The organism is Sphingomonas sp. J315, assembly GCF_024666595.1.
Taxonomy (GTDB): Bacteria; Pseudomonadota; Alphaproteobacteria; order Sphingomonadales; family Sphingomonadaceae; genus Sphingomonas.
Window position 1 is genome coordinate 2,293,583 of record NZ_CP088296.1, and the last position, 16,746, is coordinate 2,310,328.

11 protein-coding genes and 2 pseudogenes are annotated in these 16,746 nt (G+C 67.7%); 4 read left to right on the forward strand and 9 right to left on the reverse strand.

Features of this window, described 5'->3' with window-relative positions:
• Window positions 1–15: 15 nt before the first annotated feature.
• The 6 genes and pseudogenes from LRS08_RS11720 to LRS08_RS11745 form a co-directional block, all read right to left on the reverse strand.
• On the reverse strand, window positions 16–192 hold the full coding sequence (locus LRS08_RS11720) for a hypothetical protein (protein ID WP_260480753.1): 177 nt from the start codon (window positions 190–192) through the stop codon (window positions 16–18).
• Window position 193: 1 nt separating this feature from the next.
• Complete coding sequence (locus tag LRS08_RS11725) at window positions 194–1,900, reverse strand: sialate O-acetylesterase (protein ID WP_260480754.1); 1,707 nt, start codon at window positions 1,898–1,900, stop codon at window positions 194–196.
• Window positions 1,897–2,774 (reverse strand): annotated as a pseudogene (locus tag LRS08_RS11730) (SMP-30/gluconolactonase/LRE family protein). Before LRS08_RS11730 ends, LRS08_RS11725 begins: the two are co-directional and overlap by 4 nt.
• Window positions 2,765–3,523: an SDR family NAD(P)-dependent oxidoreductase gene (locus tag LRS08_RS11735; RefSeq protein ID WP_257843527.1), complete on the reverse strand. Its 759-nt coding sequence runs from the start codon at window positions 3,521–3,523 to the stop codon at window positions 2,765–2,767. Before LRS08_RS11735 ends, LRS08_RS11730 begins: the two are co-directional and overlap by 10 nt.
• Window positions 3,524–3,555: 32 nt before the next feature.
• Window positions 3,556–4,989 carry an aldehyde dehydrogenase family protein gene (locus LRS08_RS11740; RefSeq protein ID WP_257843526.1) on the reverse strand — a complete coding sequence of 478 codons (1,434 nt, stop codon included), beginning with the start codon at window positions 4,987–4,989 and terminating at the stop codon, window positions 3,556–3,558.
• A 26-nt stretch (window positions 4,990–5,015) separates the two neighbouring features.
• Complete coding sequence (locus LRS08_RS11745) at window positions 5,016–6,155, reverse strand: fumarylacetoacetate hydrolase family protein (protein ID WP_257843525.1); 1,140 nt, start codon at window positions 6,153–6,155, stop codon at window positions 5,016–5,018.
• 135 nt (window positions 6,156–6,290) lie between these two features.
• Between LRS08_RS11745 and LRS08_RS11750 the strand changes: the two genes are divergently transcribed.
• From LRS08_RS11750 to LRS08_RS11770, 4 genes and pseudogenes are all read left to right on the forward strand, one after another.
• A complete protein-coding gene (locus LRS08_RS11750; protein ID WP_260480755.1) occupies window positions 6,291–7,928 on the forward strand; it encodes a glycoside hydrolase family 43 protein in 1,638 nt (545 codons plus the stop codon).
• Window positions 7,929–7,975: 47 nt separating this feature from the next.
• Window positions 7,976–9,972: pseudogene (locus tag LRS08_RS20085) on the forward strand (tryptophan 7-halogenase).
• Entirely contained in the window at window positions 9,912–10,523 is a 612-nt protein-coding gene (locus LRS08_RS11765) for a tryptophan 7-halogenase (protein WP_260480756.1), read from the forward strand. The pseudogene LRS08_RS20085 and the gene LRS08_RS11765 overlap by 61 nt, the downstream one beginning before the upstream one ends.
• On the forward strand, window positions 10,520–12,979 hold the full coding sequence (locus LRS08_RS11770) for a glycoside hydrolase family 3 protein (RefSeq protein ID WP_257843520.1): 2,460 nt from the start codon (window positions 10,520–10,522) through the stop codon (window positions 12,977–12,979). Before LRS08_RS11765 ends, LRS08_RS11770 begins: the two co-directional genes overlap by 4 nt.
• Before the next feature lie 45 nt (window positions 12,980–13,024).
• Here LRS08_RS11770 and LRS08_RS11775 read toward each other — a convergent pair whose 3' ends face one another.
• The 3 genes from LRS08_RS11775 to LRS08_RS11785 are packed head-to-tail and all read right to left on the reverse strand — an operon-like array spanning window position 13,025 to window position 16,667.
• Window positions 13,025–14,515, reverse strand: coding sequence for a tryptophan halogenase family protein (locus LRS08_RS11775; protein ID WP_257843519.1), 1,491 nt, complete (start codon window positions 14,513–14,515; stop codon window positions 13,025–13,027).
• 38 nt (window positions 14,516–14,553) lie between these two features.
• Window positions 14,554–15,681 carry a hypothetical protein gene (locus LRS08_RS11780; RefSeq protein WP_257843518.1) on the reverse strand — a complete coding sequence of 376 codons (1,128 nt, stop codon included), beginning with the start codon at window positions 15,679–15,681 and terminating at the stop codon, window positions 14,554–14,556.
• Complete coding sequence (locus LRS08_RS11785; RefSeq protein ID WP_257843517.1) at window positions 15,678–16,667, reverse strand: glycoside hydrolase family 5 protein; 990 nt, start codon at window positions 16,665–16,667, stop codon at window positions 15,678–15,680. The genes LRS08_RS11780 and LRS08_RS11785 overlap by 4 nt, the downstream gene beginning before the upstream one ends.
• Window positions 16,668–16,746 lie beyond the last annotated feature (79 nt).

Below are 16,746 nucleotides of genomic sequence, written 5' to 3' on the forward strand. Positions count from 1 at the left end.
CGGGGAGGATTTAGTCTACTCCACAACCAATTCGAACGAGGTCGGCGTCATGTTCGCCACGTCGTACAGATTCACCACCGGCGTATCGGCCCAGGCATAGCGCACCCGCGTCACCGGCTGCCCATCGCGCAGCACCCGGACCGTGCCGCCCTCGACCCGCGCGGCCGCAAAGCGACAGCTCTGCGCGCACAATTCAGAATCCGATCGGCGCGCCGCTCCAGCTGGTGAGCGCGCCCTCGACCCCGCTGAACGACACCACCACATCGCCGCCGTCGCGCCGTGCCGACACCGCCTGCGGTCCCGGCTTGCCGAGTGCCGCGCGGGCGAGGCGCTTGCCCAGCTCATTCTTGTCCCCCGGATGGATATCGGTGCGCGATCCCAGGTCGATCGCCGAAACCAGCGCCGTTCCCGGTGTTGTCGCGACCGCGCGGCGCTGTTCGTCGCGCAGCCGGCCCCAGCCACTCTCGACCGGCGTCGCCCCCGGCGCGCCATAGCCCGCAAGGCCCACCACCAGCACCGGCAGCGCGGGATCACCCGACTGGCGACGATAGCCGTCGATCAATCCGCGCAGCCGCACGTCATAGCCGGTCTGCCCTGAATCGCTCTCACCCTGATACCAGGCGACGCCGCGCAGCCCGATCCCGCCCAGCGGTGCGACCATCGCGTTGCCGATCAGGCCAAGGCCCGCGATGGTATCCCATGGCGGGCGCGGCGGCGTGCCTTTGGCCGCCGAAATCCAGTAGCGCCACTGGTCGCCCAGCGGGATGCTCGACCCGTCGGCGAGGGCCAGCTTCAGTCGCTCTCCCGGACCCATGAAGCCGCCGGTGCCATAGCTGTTCCAAACCGCAACCAGCACTTCGTTGGCGCCGGCTTTCCAATAGCTGCCCGGCACCTCGTAGTCGCGCGGGTTAGACCAGCCAAAGCTGTTGCCGACCGGCTTGCCGTTGACGAACGCCTGATCGCCATCGTCGATGATGCCGAGCGACAATGTGCCGCCGCTTTTCGCCTGTTCCGCCGTCAGCGTAACCGTGCGGCGGAACCAGACCCAGCCGGTAAAGCCGCGCAGCGGTGCTTCGCCGAGGCCATCCCACGGCCCTATTCCGGGCACCGGCGACCATTGGACCGCATCGGGCATAATCCAGGGCTCAACCTTCTCTCGTGACCGCCACCAGTCGATCCAGCGCGGCGCGAATTGCACGTTCGCGGCGAGTTGGTCGCGGTCGTACAGCGCGAGCAACGCCGCGTCCTCCGCGCCATAGATCGCGCGCGTCGCGACCGGATCGAGCCAGGCGCGGATCGCGGTGCCGCCCCAGGTCGCATCGATCAGGCCGATCGCGACCCCCGGCTCGGCCTTGCGCAGCTCGCGCGCCATATACCAGCAGGCGGCGGAGAATTCGGGCGCCGTCTCGCGCGTCGATGCCTGCCAGCTGGCCGGTTCGCCGAATGTGCGGCGCGGCTGGGTCGCCGTCGCCTTGGGCACGGTCAGCATGCGCAGCATCGGATCGGCGGCGCTGTTCATCTGATTGTCGAAATCGAGCGCGCGGCGGACCGGAAATTCCATGTTCGACTGGCCCGAGCACAGCCAGACATCGCCGACCATCACGCCCTTCGCCTCGACCGCAGCGTCGAGCGTCGCGGCGCGCAACACATACGGCCCGCCCGCCTTCATCGCGGGGAGGGTCGCGCGCCACTGGCCGTCCTTGCCGGCTTTCGCCTGCGCGATCGTGTCGCCGAGCGTAACGGTCAGGCGCGCGCCGGGCGCGGCCGCACCCTCGACGATGATCGGCTTGTCGCGCTGGAGCACGCCCTGATCGCCGATGGCGGGGCTGAACGTGAGTTGCGCGGCGGCGGGCAGGGGGGCAAGCATTGTCGCGGCGAGCAGGACCGCCGCGCGCTTCATGCGACGTGCGCCCGCGCGAGCTTGTGTCCGGGAACGCTCGCCTCGAACGCGAACAGGTCGCCGGCATGCGGCTGGGCCGCGCGCTCCTGCGCACTCAGACCCTTGGCGGCGGTGGTGGCGTAGAGCGTCTTGAGCCCATCGCCCCCGAACGCCAGCTTGGTCACATTAGCGACCGGCAGGCGGACGAACTCGATCTCGCGCCCGGCGGCATCGAAGCGGCGCGCGCCATGCCCGGCGAAGAAGCCGACCCAGACATTTCCCTCAACATCGGTGATCGACCCGTCGGGATAGCCTTCATCGCCGGTGAAGGTCAGAAAGGGCTGAACCGCGCCGAGCGATCCGTCGTCATGCAGCGGCGCGACCCAGATGCGCCGCCCAATCGTGTCGGTGAAATAAATGCGATCCCCGGCGGGCGACACCGCCGGGCCGTTGGTGATGCTCACCGGCCCCGGCCCGACCCGGTCGAGCTGCCCGGCATCGAGGCGGTAGAAATGTCCGGTCGTAGCGCTTTCGGCATTGTCCATCGACCCGAACCACACGCGGCCCTGCGCGTCGGTGCAGGCGTCGTTGAGGCGATTGCCGGGCAGGGTCGGCTCGACCACGCGCCAGAAGGTGAAGGCGCGCGTCTCGGTGTCGAACCAGTGCAGCCCATTCTGCAGACCGCACAGCAATCGGCCATTATCGGCGGGCAGCGCCCAGCCGATCTCGCCGGGCGCATCGGCGCTGCTCAGCGCACCGGACGGGGGTCGAAGCGGTGGAGCTTCTTGCCCTTGATGTCGACGAACCACAGGCAGCCACGCTGCGCATCCCAGACCGGGCCTTCGCCCAATGTCGCGCCCAGTCGCGCGACGACTCGTGGTTCGTTTACCGCCATCCGGCATCCACCCAATAATTATGCGCGGTGCACATGCGTGCGTCGTCGCTGGCGAGGAAGGTCGCCATCGCCGCGATATCGGCGGGCTGAATCCGCCCTTTCAGCGCCTGTGCCGACACGATCTCGGCCTCGCCCTCGGGCGTGTACCATTTCTCCTGTCGTGGCGTCTGGACGTTGCCGGGGACGATGGTGCAGGCGCGGATGCCGTGCGGGCCAAGCTCGCGCGCCAGGCTGCGGGTCAGCCCCTCGATCGCTGCCTTGGCGGTCTGGTACAGCGTCAGGTCGGGCAGACCGAGATGCCAGCTGATCGACCCGAAATTGATGATGACGCCATGGCCGGCATCCTTCATCCCCGGAACCACCGCCTGCGTCGCGAAGAACAAATGGCGCAGGTTCACCGCCATCCGTTCGTCCCAATAGGCCGGCGTGACCTCTTCTATCCCGTGGCGGTCGTCGCTCGCAGCATTGTTCAACAGGATATCCACCGGACCCCGTTCGGCGATGGTCGATGCGAGACAAGCCTGCAGCGCTGCAACATCCGTGACATCGCATGTGCTGAAATGCGGCGCATGGTTCGCGCCGGGCGTGAGCCGCGCGACCAATTCGGCGGCAGCATCCTGTTGCACGTCGACAAAGCTGACCCGCGCGCCCTGCGCCACGAACGCCTCGACCAGCCCTTCGCCGATCCCCGACGCGCCGCCGGTGACCAGCACATGCCGGTCACGCAGGCTGGGATAGATCGCGCGCATCGCGGCTGATCCGGTGGACTTCTGCAACAACGTCAATCCCCCGAATAGACCGTCTTGACGGTGGTGTAGAATTCAACTGCGGCGAACCCCTGCTCGCGCGCGCCGTAGCTCGACTTGCGGGTCCCGCCGAACGGCACATGATAGTCGACCCCGGCGGTGGGCAGATTGACCATCACCATGCCCGCCCGGATCCGCTTGCGGAAATCGCGGGCGTACTTGTGGCTGGTGGTGACGATACCCGACGACAGGCCGAACTCGCCCTGATTGGCGATTTCCAGCGCATGTTCGTAGTCCTTCGCGCGGACGGTCGAGACGACCGGGCCGAACACTTCCTCGCGGTTGATCGTCATGTCGGGATCGGTGTCGGCGATCAGCGTCGGGGCCATGAAGTATCCAGGCGTGTCGAGCTTGAGCGGATCGGGTCCGCCGCTGGCGACGCGCCCGCCTTCTTCGATCGCCTTGCGGACATAGCGCAGATTCTGCTCGAACTGGCTCTCGCTCGACGCCGGGCCGACCTGGGTGTCGGCCGCCAGCGACGGGCCGACCTTGAGCGCCTTGGCACGCTCGGCGAGCGCGGCGACGAAGCGGTCGTGGATCGCATCCTCGACGATCACCCGGCTCGACGCGGTGCAGCGCTGCCCGGTCTGGAAGAAGCCGCCGTCGAGCGCGATCGCCACCGCCTTGTCGAGATCGGCGTCGGCGAGCACGACCAGCGGGTTCTTGCCGCCCATCTCGAGCTGCACCCGCGCCTGTCGCGTCATTGCGGCCATGCCGACCTTCGCGCCGACGCCCTGCGACCCGGTAAAGCTGATCGCGTCGACATGCGGGTGATCGACGATCGCCTGCCCGACGCCGCCCTGACCCAATACCATGTTGAACACACCGGGAGGTGCGCCGCATTCCTGGATGATGTCGGCGAGCGCGCTGGCGACCGCCGGCGTGACGTTGGCCGGCTTGATCACGACGGTGTTGCCGAAGGCGAGCGCGGGCGCAGCCTTCCACGCCGGAATCGCGATCGGGAAGTTCCACGGCGTGATCAGGCCGACCACGCCGACCGCCTCGCGATAGGTCGCGACGTCGAGTCCCGGCCGCGTCGATTCGAGCGTCAGGCCGTGACGGCGCAGCGCCTCACCCCCGAAATAGCGGAAGATGCGCGCGGCGCGCATTACTTCGCCCATGCCCTCGGCGCGGGTCTTTCCCTCTTCGCGCGCGAGCAGTTCGCCCAGCTCGGCGGCGCGCGCCATGATCGTCGCGGCGACCTTGTCGAGCAGGTCGGCGCGCACTTCGGGCGACGCGGCGGCCCAGCCGGGCTGCGCGGCGCGGGCGGCCTGCACCGCAGAATCGACTACCGCAGCATCGCCCGCAGCAAAGGTCGCGACGACCTCGTCCGTGTTCGACGGATTGCGGCTCTCCAGCGGGGTGTCGACCGCGACGCGCTCGCCATTGATCAGGTGGGTCAGCTTCATGATGCGCAGTTCCTGCAATTCAGAGTTCAGATCCGGTCGGCGAGCCCGCGACGCGCAAGGTCACGAACAAGAACACCGATTCCAATTTCCCATATGGGCGCATTTTTCGACGTCGTCACCGTATTCGCGAGCGTACCAAGCCGCGATGACGAGATTGTCACGCGATCGCCGACCTTGTGGGTGAAACCGCCGCCCGGCACATCGCGGTCCTGGGTCGGCGCAAAAAGGGTGCCGAGGAACAGGACGAAGCCGTCGGGATAGTGATGCTCGCTCATCGCCTGGGCCGCGATTTCCAGCGGGTCGCGGCTGATCTCGCTCATCCGGCTCGCGCCTTCCAGACGGAAGCCGTCAGTGCCCTCGATTGTCAGTGCGACATCGGCGCTGCGCACATCGTCGATGGCGAAGCCGCCATCGAACAGCCGGATGAAGGGCCCGAGCGCGCAGGACGCTGTATTGTCCTTGGCCTTGCCCAGCAGCAGCGCCGAACGCCCTTCGAAATCGCGCAAATTGACGTCGTTGCCCAGCATCGCGCCGACTGCCTCGCCCCGGCGCGATATCGCCAGCACGATTTCGGGCTCGGGATTGTTCCAGCTCGAATCCGACCGCACCCCGATCGGCGCGTCATGGCCGACCGCCGACAGGACCGGCGACTTGGTGAAGATCTCCGCATCCGGGCCGATCGCGACCTCCAGATATTGCGACCACATGCCGTCCTCGATCAACGCGGCCTTGAGCGATGCTGCTTCGGCCGAACCCGGCACGACCGACCGGATGCCGCCACCGATCCGCTCCTCCAGTCGCCCGCGAATCTCGGCGGCCTTGCTCGCATCGCCGCGCGCGCGCTCCTCGATCACGCGTTCGATCGCCGAGACCGCGAAGGTGACGCCGGCCGCCTTGATGCATTGCAGGTCGATCGGGGCAAGCAGGGCGACGCCGTCGGGCAGTTGCGGATCGGCGGCATCGAGGTCGGCGATGCGCTTGCCGAATTCTGGGCTGGTTAGGCCACGGTCGATTGCGCCAGCGACGGTTGCGACATGCGGGGTAAGGTCGAACAGCGCGCCATCTGCGATCAGCACCGGCACCGGGCCGTCGCCCAGATCGACCCGCCCGAGGAAGCGACCCGTCCGCCAATCGTCCGGCAATATGCCCGCAAGCGAGACGGCCATCGCGCTTCACCCCTCCGCCATCATTGTTCTTGATAGCGCTAACATCATGCTCCTATGAAGGTGTCAAGCATCGCGCGGAAAAAACGTCGATGCAGCTGCGGGGAAAGCCGCAGAGAGAAGGAGAAGAGGAGCGAGATGAAGGGTTTGGCCGCCTTGTTGGCGTTGGTAATCGCTGCGCCCGCTGTTGCGCAGCAGAGCACCGCGCGATTCGATTTCGTCGCCTATTCGGGCGACTCCGATGCGCGGCCTTTGCCTGCCGGGCATTATGCCAATCCCGTGCTGCCGGGCTTCCGCCCCGACCCGTCGATCGTGAAAGTGGGGCAGGATTTCTACCTCGTCACTTCGACCTTCGCCTGGTTCCCGGGCATCCCGGTCTATCACAGCCGCGACCTGATCAACTGGCGTCAGATCGGCAATGCGATCGACCGTCCGGAGATGCTCGATTTCACCGGACTCGCGCTGGATCGCGGCGTGTTCGCGCCGACCATCGATTATCATGACGGCACCTATTACATCCTCAACACCTGTGTGGGGTGCCGCGACAATTTCGTGCTGACCGCGAAGGACCCGGCGGGGCCGTGGAGCGGGCCGCACTGGCTCGACTTCGGCGGGATCGACCCGTCGATCTATTTCGAGGACGGGCGGGCGTGGATCGTCAATAACGACGCGCCGCCCGGAAGGCCCGAATATGACGGGCACCGCGCGCTGTGGATGCAGGAAATCGACCTGACCACCTTCAAGATGAAGGGGCCGCGCCACCTGCTGGTCGACAAGGGCGTCGACCCGTCGACCAAGCCGATCTGGGCAGAGGGGCCGCACATCTACAAGGTCGATGGCTGGTATTATCTCTCCGCCGCCGAGGGCGGTACCGCCGACCAGCATGCGCAGACTATCTATCGCTCGCGCAACCTGACCGGTCCCTATACCCCCGGCCCGGTCAACCCGATTCTCACGCAACGCGACCTGCCCGAGGATCGCCCGAACCCGGTCCAGGCGACCGGCCATGCCGATTTCGTGAAGCTGGACGATGGCAGCTGGTGGGCGGTGTTCCTCGCCACCCGCCCGTTCCGTGGGCAGGAAACGCTGCTGGGTCGCGAGACCTTCCTGTTGCCGGTGACGTGGAAGGATGGCTGGCCATCGATCCTGCCGCCGCGCACCCCGCTGCCCGCCAGCGCCGCGCGACCCAAGCTGCCCGTCTCCCCCTCGGGCGAACCCGCGTCCTGGGTGGAGGAGTTCGATACGCCGAAGCTCACGCAGGACTGGCTGATGCTGCGTACGCCCAAGGGGTCGCCGTGGTGGCGGATCGCCAGCGGGTCGTTGACGCTCGACGCGCGCCCGGTCGCCGCCGGCGCGCTCGCTCAGCCGAGTTATATCGGCAAGCGCATGCGGCACGCGAAGGCGAGCTGGACGACGCGGGTGACGTTCGATCCCAGAAGCGCTGCCGATCGCGCGGGTCTGCTCGCCGTGGCGGACGAAAATCACTTGATGTTCGCGGGGCTTGAGGGCGACAAGCTGGTCGTGCGGCGGCGAATTTCCAAGGATGAGCCTGAAAATGGCGTGGTGGTCGCATCGGTCCCGCGTGGCGGCGCGACGCAGGTCGATCTGAAGCTGAGCTTCGACAGGGGCGTGGCCCAGGCGGAATGGCGGCCGGTCGGCGATACCGCGTGGCGCAGCATCGCGCGCGACATCGATGTGTCGCGGCTCGCAACGATCCATGCCGGGCTGTTCATGGGGCTGGTCGTCGGTCCGCACGCGGCGTCGGGAACACCATGACCGATCCGGTGCGCGTCGTCATCGTCGGGGGCGGAACCGCAGGGTGGATGACCGCATCCGCCCTTGCGCGGTTCCTGCCGGGCGTGGCGGACGTGCGCCTGATCGAATCCGAGGAAATCGGGATCGTCGGCGTGGGGGAGGCGACGCTGCCGCACCTGCGCGCGTTCCTCCAGCGGCTCGGCATCGACGAGGCCGAGATGATGCGCGCCACCAACGCGACCTTCAAGCTGGGGATCGATTTCCGCGATTTCGGCAAGATCGGCGAGCGCTATGTCCACCCGTTCGGTGCCTATGGTGTGGACCTCGCCGGGGTCGGATTCCACCATTATTGGCTCGCGCGCGCGAGGAGGGCCTGCGCCACAGCATCGAGGATTATTCGCTGCCGATCATGGCGGCGCGCGCCAATCGCTTCGCCTTTCCGCCGGCGGATGGGGACTTTCTCGCCACGAGCTATGGCTGGGCGTATCAGTTCGATGCGACCAGGCTGGCGCCGATGCTGCGCGGCTATTCGGAGGCGCGCGGTGTCGTGCGGACCGAGGGTCGGGTGACCGGAGTCGAGCGCAACGGAGAGAACGGGGACGTCACGCAACTTGTGCTGGAAAGCGGCAAGCGCGTTGCGGGCGACCTGTTCATCGACTGCTCGGGCTTCCGCGCCTTGCTGATCGGCGGGGCGATGGATGCGGCGTGGGAGGATTGGTCGCGCTGGCTGCCCTGCGACCGCGCCGCCGCATTGCCGACGCAGAGCATGCCCGGCGCGATCGAGCCCTATACCCGCGCCACCGCGATGGGTGCGGGGTGGCGCTGGCACATCCCGCTGCAGCATCGCGTCGGCAACGGCTATGTCTTTTCGAGCAGCTTCCTGTCGGAGGATGCGGCGTGTGACGCGATCCTGGGCGCGGTCGAGGGCACGCCGCTGGTCGATCCGCGCGTGCTGCGCTTCCGGGCCGGGCGGCGGCGCGAGAGCTGGGTCGGCAATGTCGTCAGCATCGGGCTCGCCAGCGGGTTCCTCGAACCGCTCGAATCGACCAGCATCCATCTCGCGCAAATGGCGGTGATGCGGCTGATCGAGCTGTTCCCCGAACGGCAGATCGACCCCGCCGACCGCGCCGCGTTCAACGCGACGGTCGATTATGAATATGACCGCGTCCGCGACTTCCTGATCCTGCACTATCACGCCACGACGCGCGACGATTCGGACTTCTGGAACCATGTCCGCACGATGGAACTGCCCGACAGTCTCGCGGGCAAGCTGGAGCTGTGGCGCGAGAGCGGCCGGATCGAGCAATATGGCGAGGGGCTGTTCCTCGAACCCAGCTGGATCGCGGTCTATCTGGGGCAGGGTATGATGCCCGCGCGGCACGATCCGCGTGCCGACAATCCGTCGACTCCCGTACTGGCGAAGGCGCTCGACGATATCTCGCGCACGATCCGCGAGCGGGTCGACGCGATGCCCGATCATGAAGCTGCGATCCGTGCGCATGGCGCATGGGGGGACGGCGTGAGCGGCCCGGCCAGCGTCGCGGTGCTGGGCAGCGGCGTGGTCGCGCTGTCCGCCGCCATCGCCTTTCGCCGTGCATTGCCGACGGCGCGGATCACCCTCGTCGATCGTCCCGCCGATCCCCGGTCGCTGCTTGACCGGATCGGCGCGGCGACCATCGCGATCGACGGGTTCCACCGCGCGATCGGGCTGGACCAGCAGCTGTTCATTCGCCGCACCGGTGCGGTCGCGATCCGTCGCGTGACGCTGGACGGCATCGCGCTGGGCGCACCCGGCGCGATCCCGCATGTCGAGGGGGTCGCGCTGCACCAGCTCTGGCTGCGCAGCATCGCCGATCGACTCGATGCCGCGCCCGATTGGGCGGAGCTGACCGCGCCGGGGGCTGAGCCGTTCGGGGTGCGTTTCGACATGCCGGCCTATGTCGCGCTGCTTGCCGAAATGGCGGCGGCGCTGGGGATCGCACGGGGGAGGCCGATGAGGCCGAATTGCTGCTCGACTGCACGGCTCCGGGGAGCGACTGGACCGACGCCCCGCTACCGCGCCTGATCGCCGAAGCGATCCCGCCGGGCGGCCCCGAGGGCGAGACGCTGGCGACCGGTGCCGCCGTCGCGTGGCAGGCGCCGCCCTGGGGCTGGCGGCTGGAGCGGGGCGAGGGACTGCCCCCGGGCAGTCACCCGACGCCACGCACCGGCAACCGCATCGCACTCGGCGAAGCGGCGCTCGTCGCCGAGAGTTTCGACGGTCATGCGCTGTCCGCAGCCCATGCCGATATCCTGCGCGCGATCGAATTCATGCCGCACGCCGACCCGAGCGCGCGTGAGGCCGCCGAGTATAATCGTCGCACCGCCATTGCCCATCAGCGCCTGCTCGACTGGGCCATCGAGCGTTGGGGCGGCGTGCCGACCGTTGAACTCACCGCCTTCCGCGCGGGCTTTGTCGCACGCGGGCGCGTCCCCTATCGCGACTGGGATCCCGTCACCCCCGGCGAATGGGTCGGCTGGTGGTTCGCGCGCGGGGTTCGCCCCGCCCGCGTCGATCCCACGGCCCGCGCCGTCCCACACGACCAACTGATCCGCATCATGGAGAGGAATAGATGAAGCGTTTGATGCTCCTGGCGCTCGGCGCCGCGCTGGCCGCACCGCTGGCCGCGCAAGAAAGCCCGGTGAACCCCGAAATCTGGCCCAGCCCGACCTGGCCGCAGCGGACAGACAACGCTGTCGAGGCGAAGATCAAGGCGCTGATCGCCAAGATGAGCGTCGAGGAGAAGGTCGGCCAGATCGTCCAGGCGGACATCGCCAGCGTCACCCCGGCGGATGTGCGCACCTATCATCTCGGCTCGGTCCTCAACGGTGGCAGCAGCGGCCCCTATGGCGACGATTTCGCCGCTGCGCCCAAATGGCTCCAGCTTGCCGATGAATTCTACGAAGCGTCGGTCGACAAGAGCGGCGGGCGCGTCGGTGTGCCGATCATCTGGGGCACCGATGCGGTGCACGGCCACAGCAACATCATCGGCGCGACGCTGTTCCCCCACAATATCGGCCTCGGCGCGATGCGCGATCCGGACCTGATCGAGAAGATCGCGCAGGCGACCGCGCTGGAGATCCGCGCCACGGGTCAGGAATGGACCTTCGCCCCCACCGTCACCGTCCCGCGCGATTTCCGCTGGGGCCGCGCGTACGAGGGCTATTCGTCCGACCCCGATCTGGTCGCCTCTTATGTCGAGCGGATGGTGCGCGGGTTGCAGGGCCCGGGCAGCGGCACCAACCTGCTCAGCGGTCCCTATGTCCTCGCATCGACCAAGCATTTCCTCGCCGATGGCGGCACACATGAGGGGCGCGATCAGGGCGATGCGCGGATCAGCGAAGAGGAACTGCGCGACATCCACGGCGCCCCCTATATTCCCGCGATCGAGCAGGGTGTGGCGACGGTGATGGTCAGCTTCTCCAGCTGGAACGGCACCAAGATGACCGGGCACAAGGGGCTGCTGACCGATGTGCTGAAGAAACGCATGAATTTCGGAGGCTTCCTCGTCTCCGACTGGAACGCGCACGGCCAGGTCGAAGGCTGCACCAACGCTTCGTGCCCCAAGGCGGTCAATGCCGGGCTCGACATGTATATGGCACCCGACAGCTGGAAGCCGCTGTGGAACTCGCTGGTCGCCCAGGTGAAGTCGGGCGAGGTGCCGATGGCGCGGCTCGACGACGCCGTAGCGCGCATCCTGCGCGTCAAGATGCGGCTCGGTCTGTTCGAGGCCGGCAAACCCTCGACGCGCAAATATGCCGGCGACTGGTCGCTGCTCGGTCACGCCGATCACCGCGCGGTGGCGCGCGACGCAGTGCGCAAGTCGCTGGTGCTGCTCAAGAACAGTGGCGCGCTGTTGCCGGTGAAGGCAGGCGCGCATGTGCTGGTCGCCGGCGATGCCGCCGACGACATCGGCCGTCAGTCGGGCGGCTGGACGCTGACCTGGCAGGGCACGGGCGTTACGAACGAGCAATTCCCCGGAGCGACCTCGATCTGGAAGGGGCTGCAAAGTGCGGTGACCGCGACCGGCGGCAGCGCGGAGCTGGCGGCGGACGGCAAGTTCGCCAAGAAGCCCGATGTGGCGATCGTCGTGTTCGGCGAAACGCCCTATGCCGAGTTCCAGGGCGACCTGAAAACGCTCCAGCTGCGCCCCGAACTGCGCAAGCCCTATGAGACGATGAAGGCGCTCAAGGCGCAGGGGATTCCGGTGGTCGCGGTAATGGTCACCGGCCGCCCGCTGTTCATGAACCCGGAACTCAACGTCGCCGACGCCTTCGTCGTCGCCTGGCTGCCGGGATCGGAAGGCGGCGGCATCGCCGACCTGCTGGTCCAGCGCAAGGATCGCCGCGCGCCATATGACTTCACCGGCAAGCTGCCCGTCGCCTGGCCCGCCACCGCGCGCGCCGACGGTCCGACGTTGTTCCCGTTCGGCTATGGCCTGACTCTGGCCGGTGGCCCCGCTGCGTGGAAGCCGCTGTCTGAGGATAGCGGGGTCGCCGATGAGGATGCCGGCCATGTCTATTTCGCGGGCGGCGTTCCGGCCGCGTCATGGTCGCTGCTCGTCTATGGCGACCCGGCGGATTCGACGCGGATCACCACCGTGCCATCGGTCGCGGCGAGCGGGCGGGTCCGCGTGACCGCAGTCGACCATGTCGTGCAGGAAGGCGCACGGCGCTTTGCCATCACATCGGGCAATGCCGATGTCGCGCTCGCGACCCAGGCACCGCTCGATTTGACGCGCGAGACCAATGGCGACGTCATGCTGGTCGCGACCATGCGCGTCGATGCCAAGCCCGCTGGGCCGCTTCACTTTCGCATCGGCAATGCTGCGGTCCGCGCGACCCCGATCGAAGGGGCGAAGCCGGGAGACTGGGTGAGCTACGGCGTCCCGCTCAAATGCTTCGCCGCGGGCGGGACGAATCTGGGCCGGGTCGAGGCTCCGTTCGTGCTGCGCAGCGAAGGCGCGTTTACGTTCAGCCTGTCGCGCGTCGCGCTGGGGACGGCGGCGGACCGGGTGGTCGGTTGCCCCTGACCATTCCTTCTCGTCACCCCGGCTCAAGGCCGGGGTGACGAAACTCTAACCCTGCCGAACCATCGCCGCGATCTGGTCGGCGTGGCCGGGCAACTGTCCTGCCACATCGGCATAGGTCGCGGCGATGTGGCGCATCGCGGCGGTCACTCGCGCATCGTCCATCGAATCGACCAGCGGGTCGTGCCCCTCGGGGATGATGCGCTGGCCGAGCAGCACCGCGACCCAGCTCGGCACGCCGAACAGGTCATGGTCGTACCGGCGGATGCGCCCGCGCTCGCGCCACAGCTCGAGCTTGGCGGCGAGGCTGTCGGGGACGGTCATCTCGCCGACATGCCGCCAGAAATCGGTGTCGCGCCGCTCCGTCGCCTTGTAATGTAGCACGATGAAATCGCGCACATATTCATACGCTTCATGCATCAGCCGGTTATATTCGTTGCGCCCCGCCGAACCCATGTTCCGGTCCGGGAACAGCCACATCAGCTTCGATATGCCGGTCTGGATCAGGTGGATGCTGGTCGATTCGAGCGGCTCGACGAACCCGGCGGACAGGCCGAGCGCGACGACATTCCCCTCCCATTGCCGCTCGCGCACGCCCGCCGTGAACGACAGGCCGCGCGGTGCGTCGGTCGCGGGGGCGTCTAGGTTTGCCAGCAGCGTCTCGCGCGCCGCCTCCTCGCTGCCGAACGCGCTCGCATAGACGATGCCGTTGCCGGTGCGGTGCTGCAGCGGGATGCGCCATTGCCAGCCAAAGTCGTGCGCGGTGGCGCGGGTCAGCGGGGTCAGCGGATCGGCACGCTCGCACGGCACCGCGATCGCGCGGTCGCACGGCAGCCAGTTCGACCAGTCGCGATAGCCGACCCCCAAAGCGTCGCCGAGCAACAGGCTGCGAAACCCGGAACAATCGATGAAGAAATCGCCCGCGACCCGGCGGCCATCGTCGAGCAGCACCGCCGCGACATGGCCGGTCTCGCCGTGGCGCTCGACCGACGCGATCTTTCCCTCGACGCGCGCGACGCCGCCCGCTTCGGCCCGGCGGCGCAGGAACGTGGCGTAGAGACCCGCATCGAAATGATAGGCATAGGCAAGCCCGCCCAGCGGTGAACGCGGGTCGGGGGCGGGATGCGCGAAGCGGTCGCGCCGCGCCGCCTGGGCCGCCATCCAATAGTCCTCAAGGTCCCCGATGCGGTGCTTCAGCCAATATTGGTGGAAGGCGACGCCCTCGAAATCATGCCCCAGTTCGCCGAACGGGTGCAGGTAGCGGTCGCCCTTGCGCGCCCAGTTGACGAATTCGATGCCCAGCTTGATCGTCGCGCCGGTTGCGCGCACGAACTCGCGTTCGTCGATGCCCAGCCGATGGTTGAACTCGCGGATCGGCGGGATCGTCGCCTCGCCGACCCCCACCGTTCCGATCGCATCGGATTCGACCAAAGTGATTTGGCGCTTGCCGTCATTGAGGAAGCGCGCGGCGGCGGCGGCCGCCATCCATCCGGCGGTGCCGCCGCCGACGATGACGATGCTGGAAACCGGATCGGTCATGGCGCTGCGCTACCAGCTTCCCGCCACCGCCGCGACATTCAGTTGCCCGACGGGTTCAGCACCGCCTCTTCGCGGATGACATAGACCGGCCCGACCTCGATCTCCTGCCGTGCACCGCCGGTGTGGAGCGACAGCTGGCCGGCACCCTTGGCGATGTCCATCGGGGCCTGTGTGCGGAACTGATAGAGTCGCCAGTTCGGCCCGACCTGGACCTGCTTGTCGAGGAAACCGTCATAGGGCGCGGCGTTCTTCTGGATGCGCACCGACAACAGTCCCTGACCGTCCGCCGTGCCCGCCGACAGCGCGCGCGCGAGCACCGCGACGAGCAGGACGTCGCCGTCCTTGATCTCCTCGTTCAGCGCGATGCTCGCGCCCGAGGCATAGGGCGCGGGTCCGGCGGTTGCGACGGTGAACAGCGTGCCGACGCGGCCATAGACATTGGTCACCGTCGCCTTGGTCGTCTGGCCCGCGCCGTGGAATCCCCAGTCGCGATTGGCGGGATCGTTGAGCATCCTGCCCTTGTCCTTGAGCTGCGGCGGCAGCTCGGGATCGGGCGCGGCGGCGGTCTCGACGCGCTTCACCGTGCGGATGCTGGTCGCGCCCTCGACGATGATCACCTGGCCGATCTCGATGGTCTGCTTGGCCCCGGCGAGTTGGAGGCCGACCACCGCCTGTCCGGTCGGCAGCGCCTTGTCCGATCGTGCGGTGACTTCGTACAGCGCCCATTCGCTGCCGATGTCGAGCACCGTGTCGCCAAAGCCGGCATAGGGCGCGGCATTCTGCTGGAAGCGCACGCCGATCTTGCCCTTGCCGCCGGGAGCCTCGGACTTCAGTGTCCGGGCGTAGAAGGCGACGGTCACGTCGCGCCCGGCCGCGATCCCGCGCCGGATCGGCACGTTCGCGCCGCTGTCATAGATATTGGCGCCGGCGCGCGGCACATCGACTCGCACGGCGGCACCGCCACCCGGGATCGACGGGTCCTGCACGTTCTTCGTCTTCTGCTCGGCGCCGTAAAAGGCCCAGTCCATGCGCGACGGATCGTTGATCAGCGTGCCGGGCAGCGCATCGTCGAGCGCCTGAAGCTCGGCCGTTGGCTGGTCCTGCGCCATGACCGCGGTGGGGAGCAGTGCGGCCAGGGCGACCGCAGCGATCAGAACCCGCTTCATTCCGGCAGCCCCATCGCGCCGCGCAGACCGGGAAGCCATTGCTTCTTCTCCTTGTCATAGAATGGGAAGGTGTTGCTGTACGCCCAGGCGCACATGCCGATGTCCATTGGCCCGAACGCTGCAGTGACCGCGCGGTGGTACGCGACGCGCTGATCCAGGCTGGTGGTTGTGTGCGCCCCGGTTTCGCCCATGAACGGCGTCTTGCCCGTGCGCGCGATATAGGCGCGGATCTTCTCGACATCGCGCTTCAGCCGGATCGCATCCTCTGCGGTGCCATAGGTGCGTCCGACCGGCGGGGCGGGGTTGACCCAGCTCGCGCCCTGATGGGTGAAGTCGAACGGCTCATAGTAGTGGAAGGTCGGGACGATATGGGGATCGTCGGGCAGCGGCAGCGTCGCCAGACTGTCGATCCCGCTCCACAGTTCGCCGCCGATGATGACCGGCCGATCCGGGTTGGTTTCACGGATCGCCTTCAGCGCCGGCGTCAGCACCGCCAGCAGATTGCTGTGGTCGAACTTTTCGTGCGGCTCGTTCTCGATCTCGAACCACACATGGTCGCGCGGCATGTCGGCAAAGCGCGCCGCGATCTGCCGCCACATCGCCGCCAGCTGCGGCGCGCTGCCCAGCGGATCCTTGTGGATCGCGCCGAAATGATGGCTGTTGAGGATGACGTTGAGCCCCGCAGCGCGCGCTTGTTCGACGGCGGTGCGGATGCGCTTCATATAGGCTTCGTCGATCTTGAAGTCCGGCCCCGACCCGGCATGCGTGTCCCAGCGGACGGGCAGGCGCACCGTCTTGAACCCGGCCCTGGCGATGATCGCCATATCGTCATCGGCCAGCGGCTTGCCACCCCAGGCGGATTCGGCCGGCGGCTCGAACGTGTTGCCGATGTTGATGCAGACGCCGACCGGCAATTTGTCGGTGCGGGCGGGAACCGCTTGCGGTGTGGCGGTCAACAGGGCGGCGAGCGCCAACGGGCCCATCATGCGCATCTCTCCTCGTCGATCCGGCCACTAGCGGGCCGTATTGGAATAGATTGGTAGCGCTATCAGACAACGCTGGTCA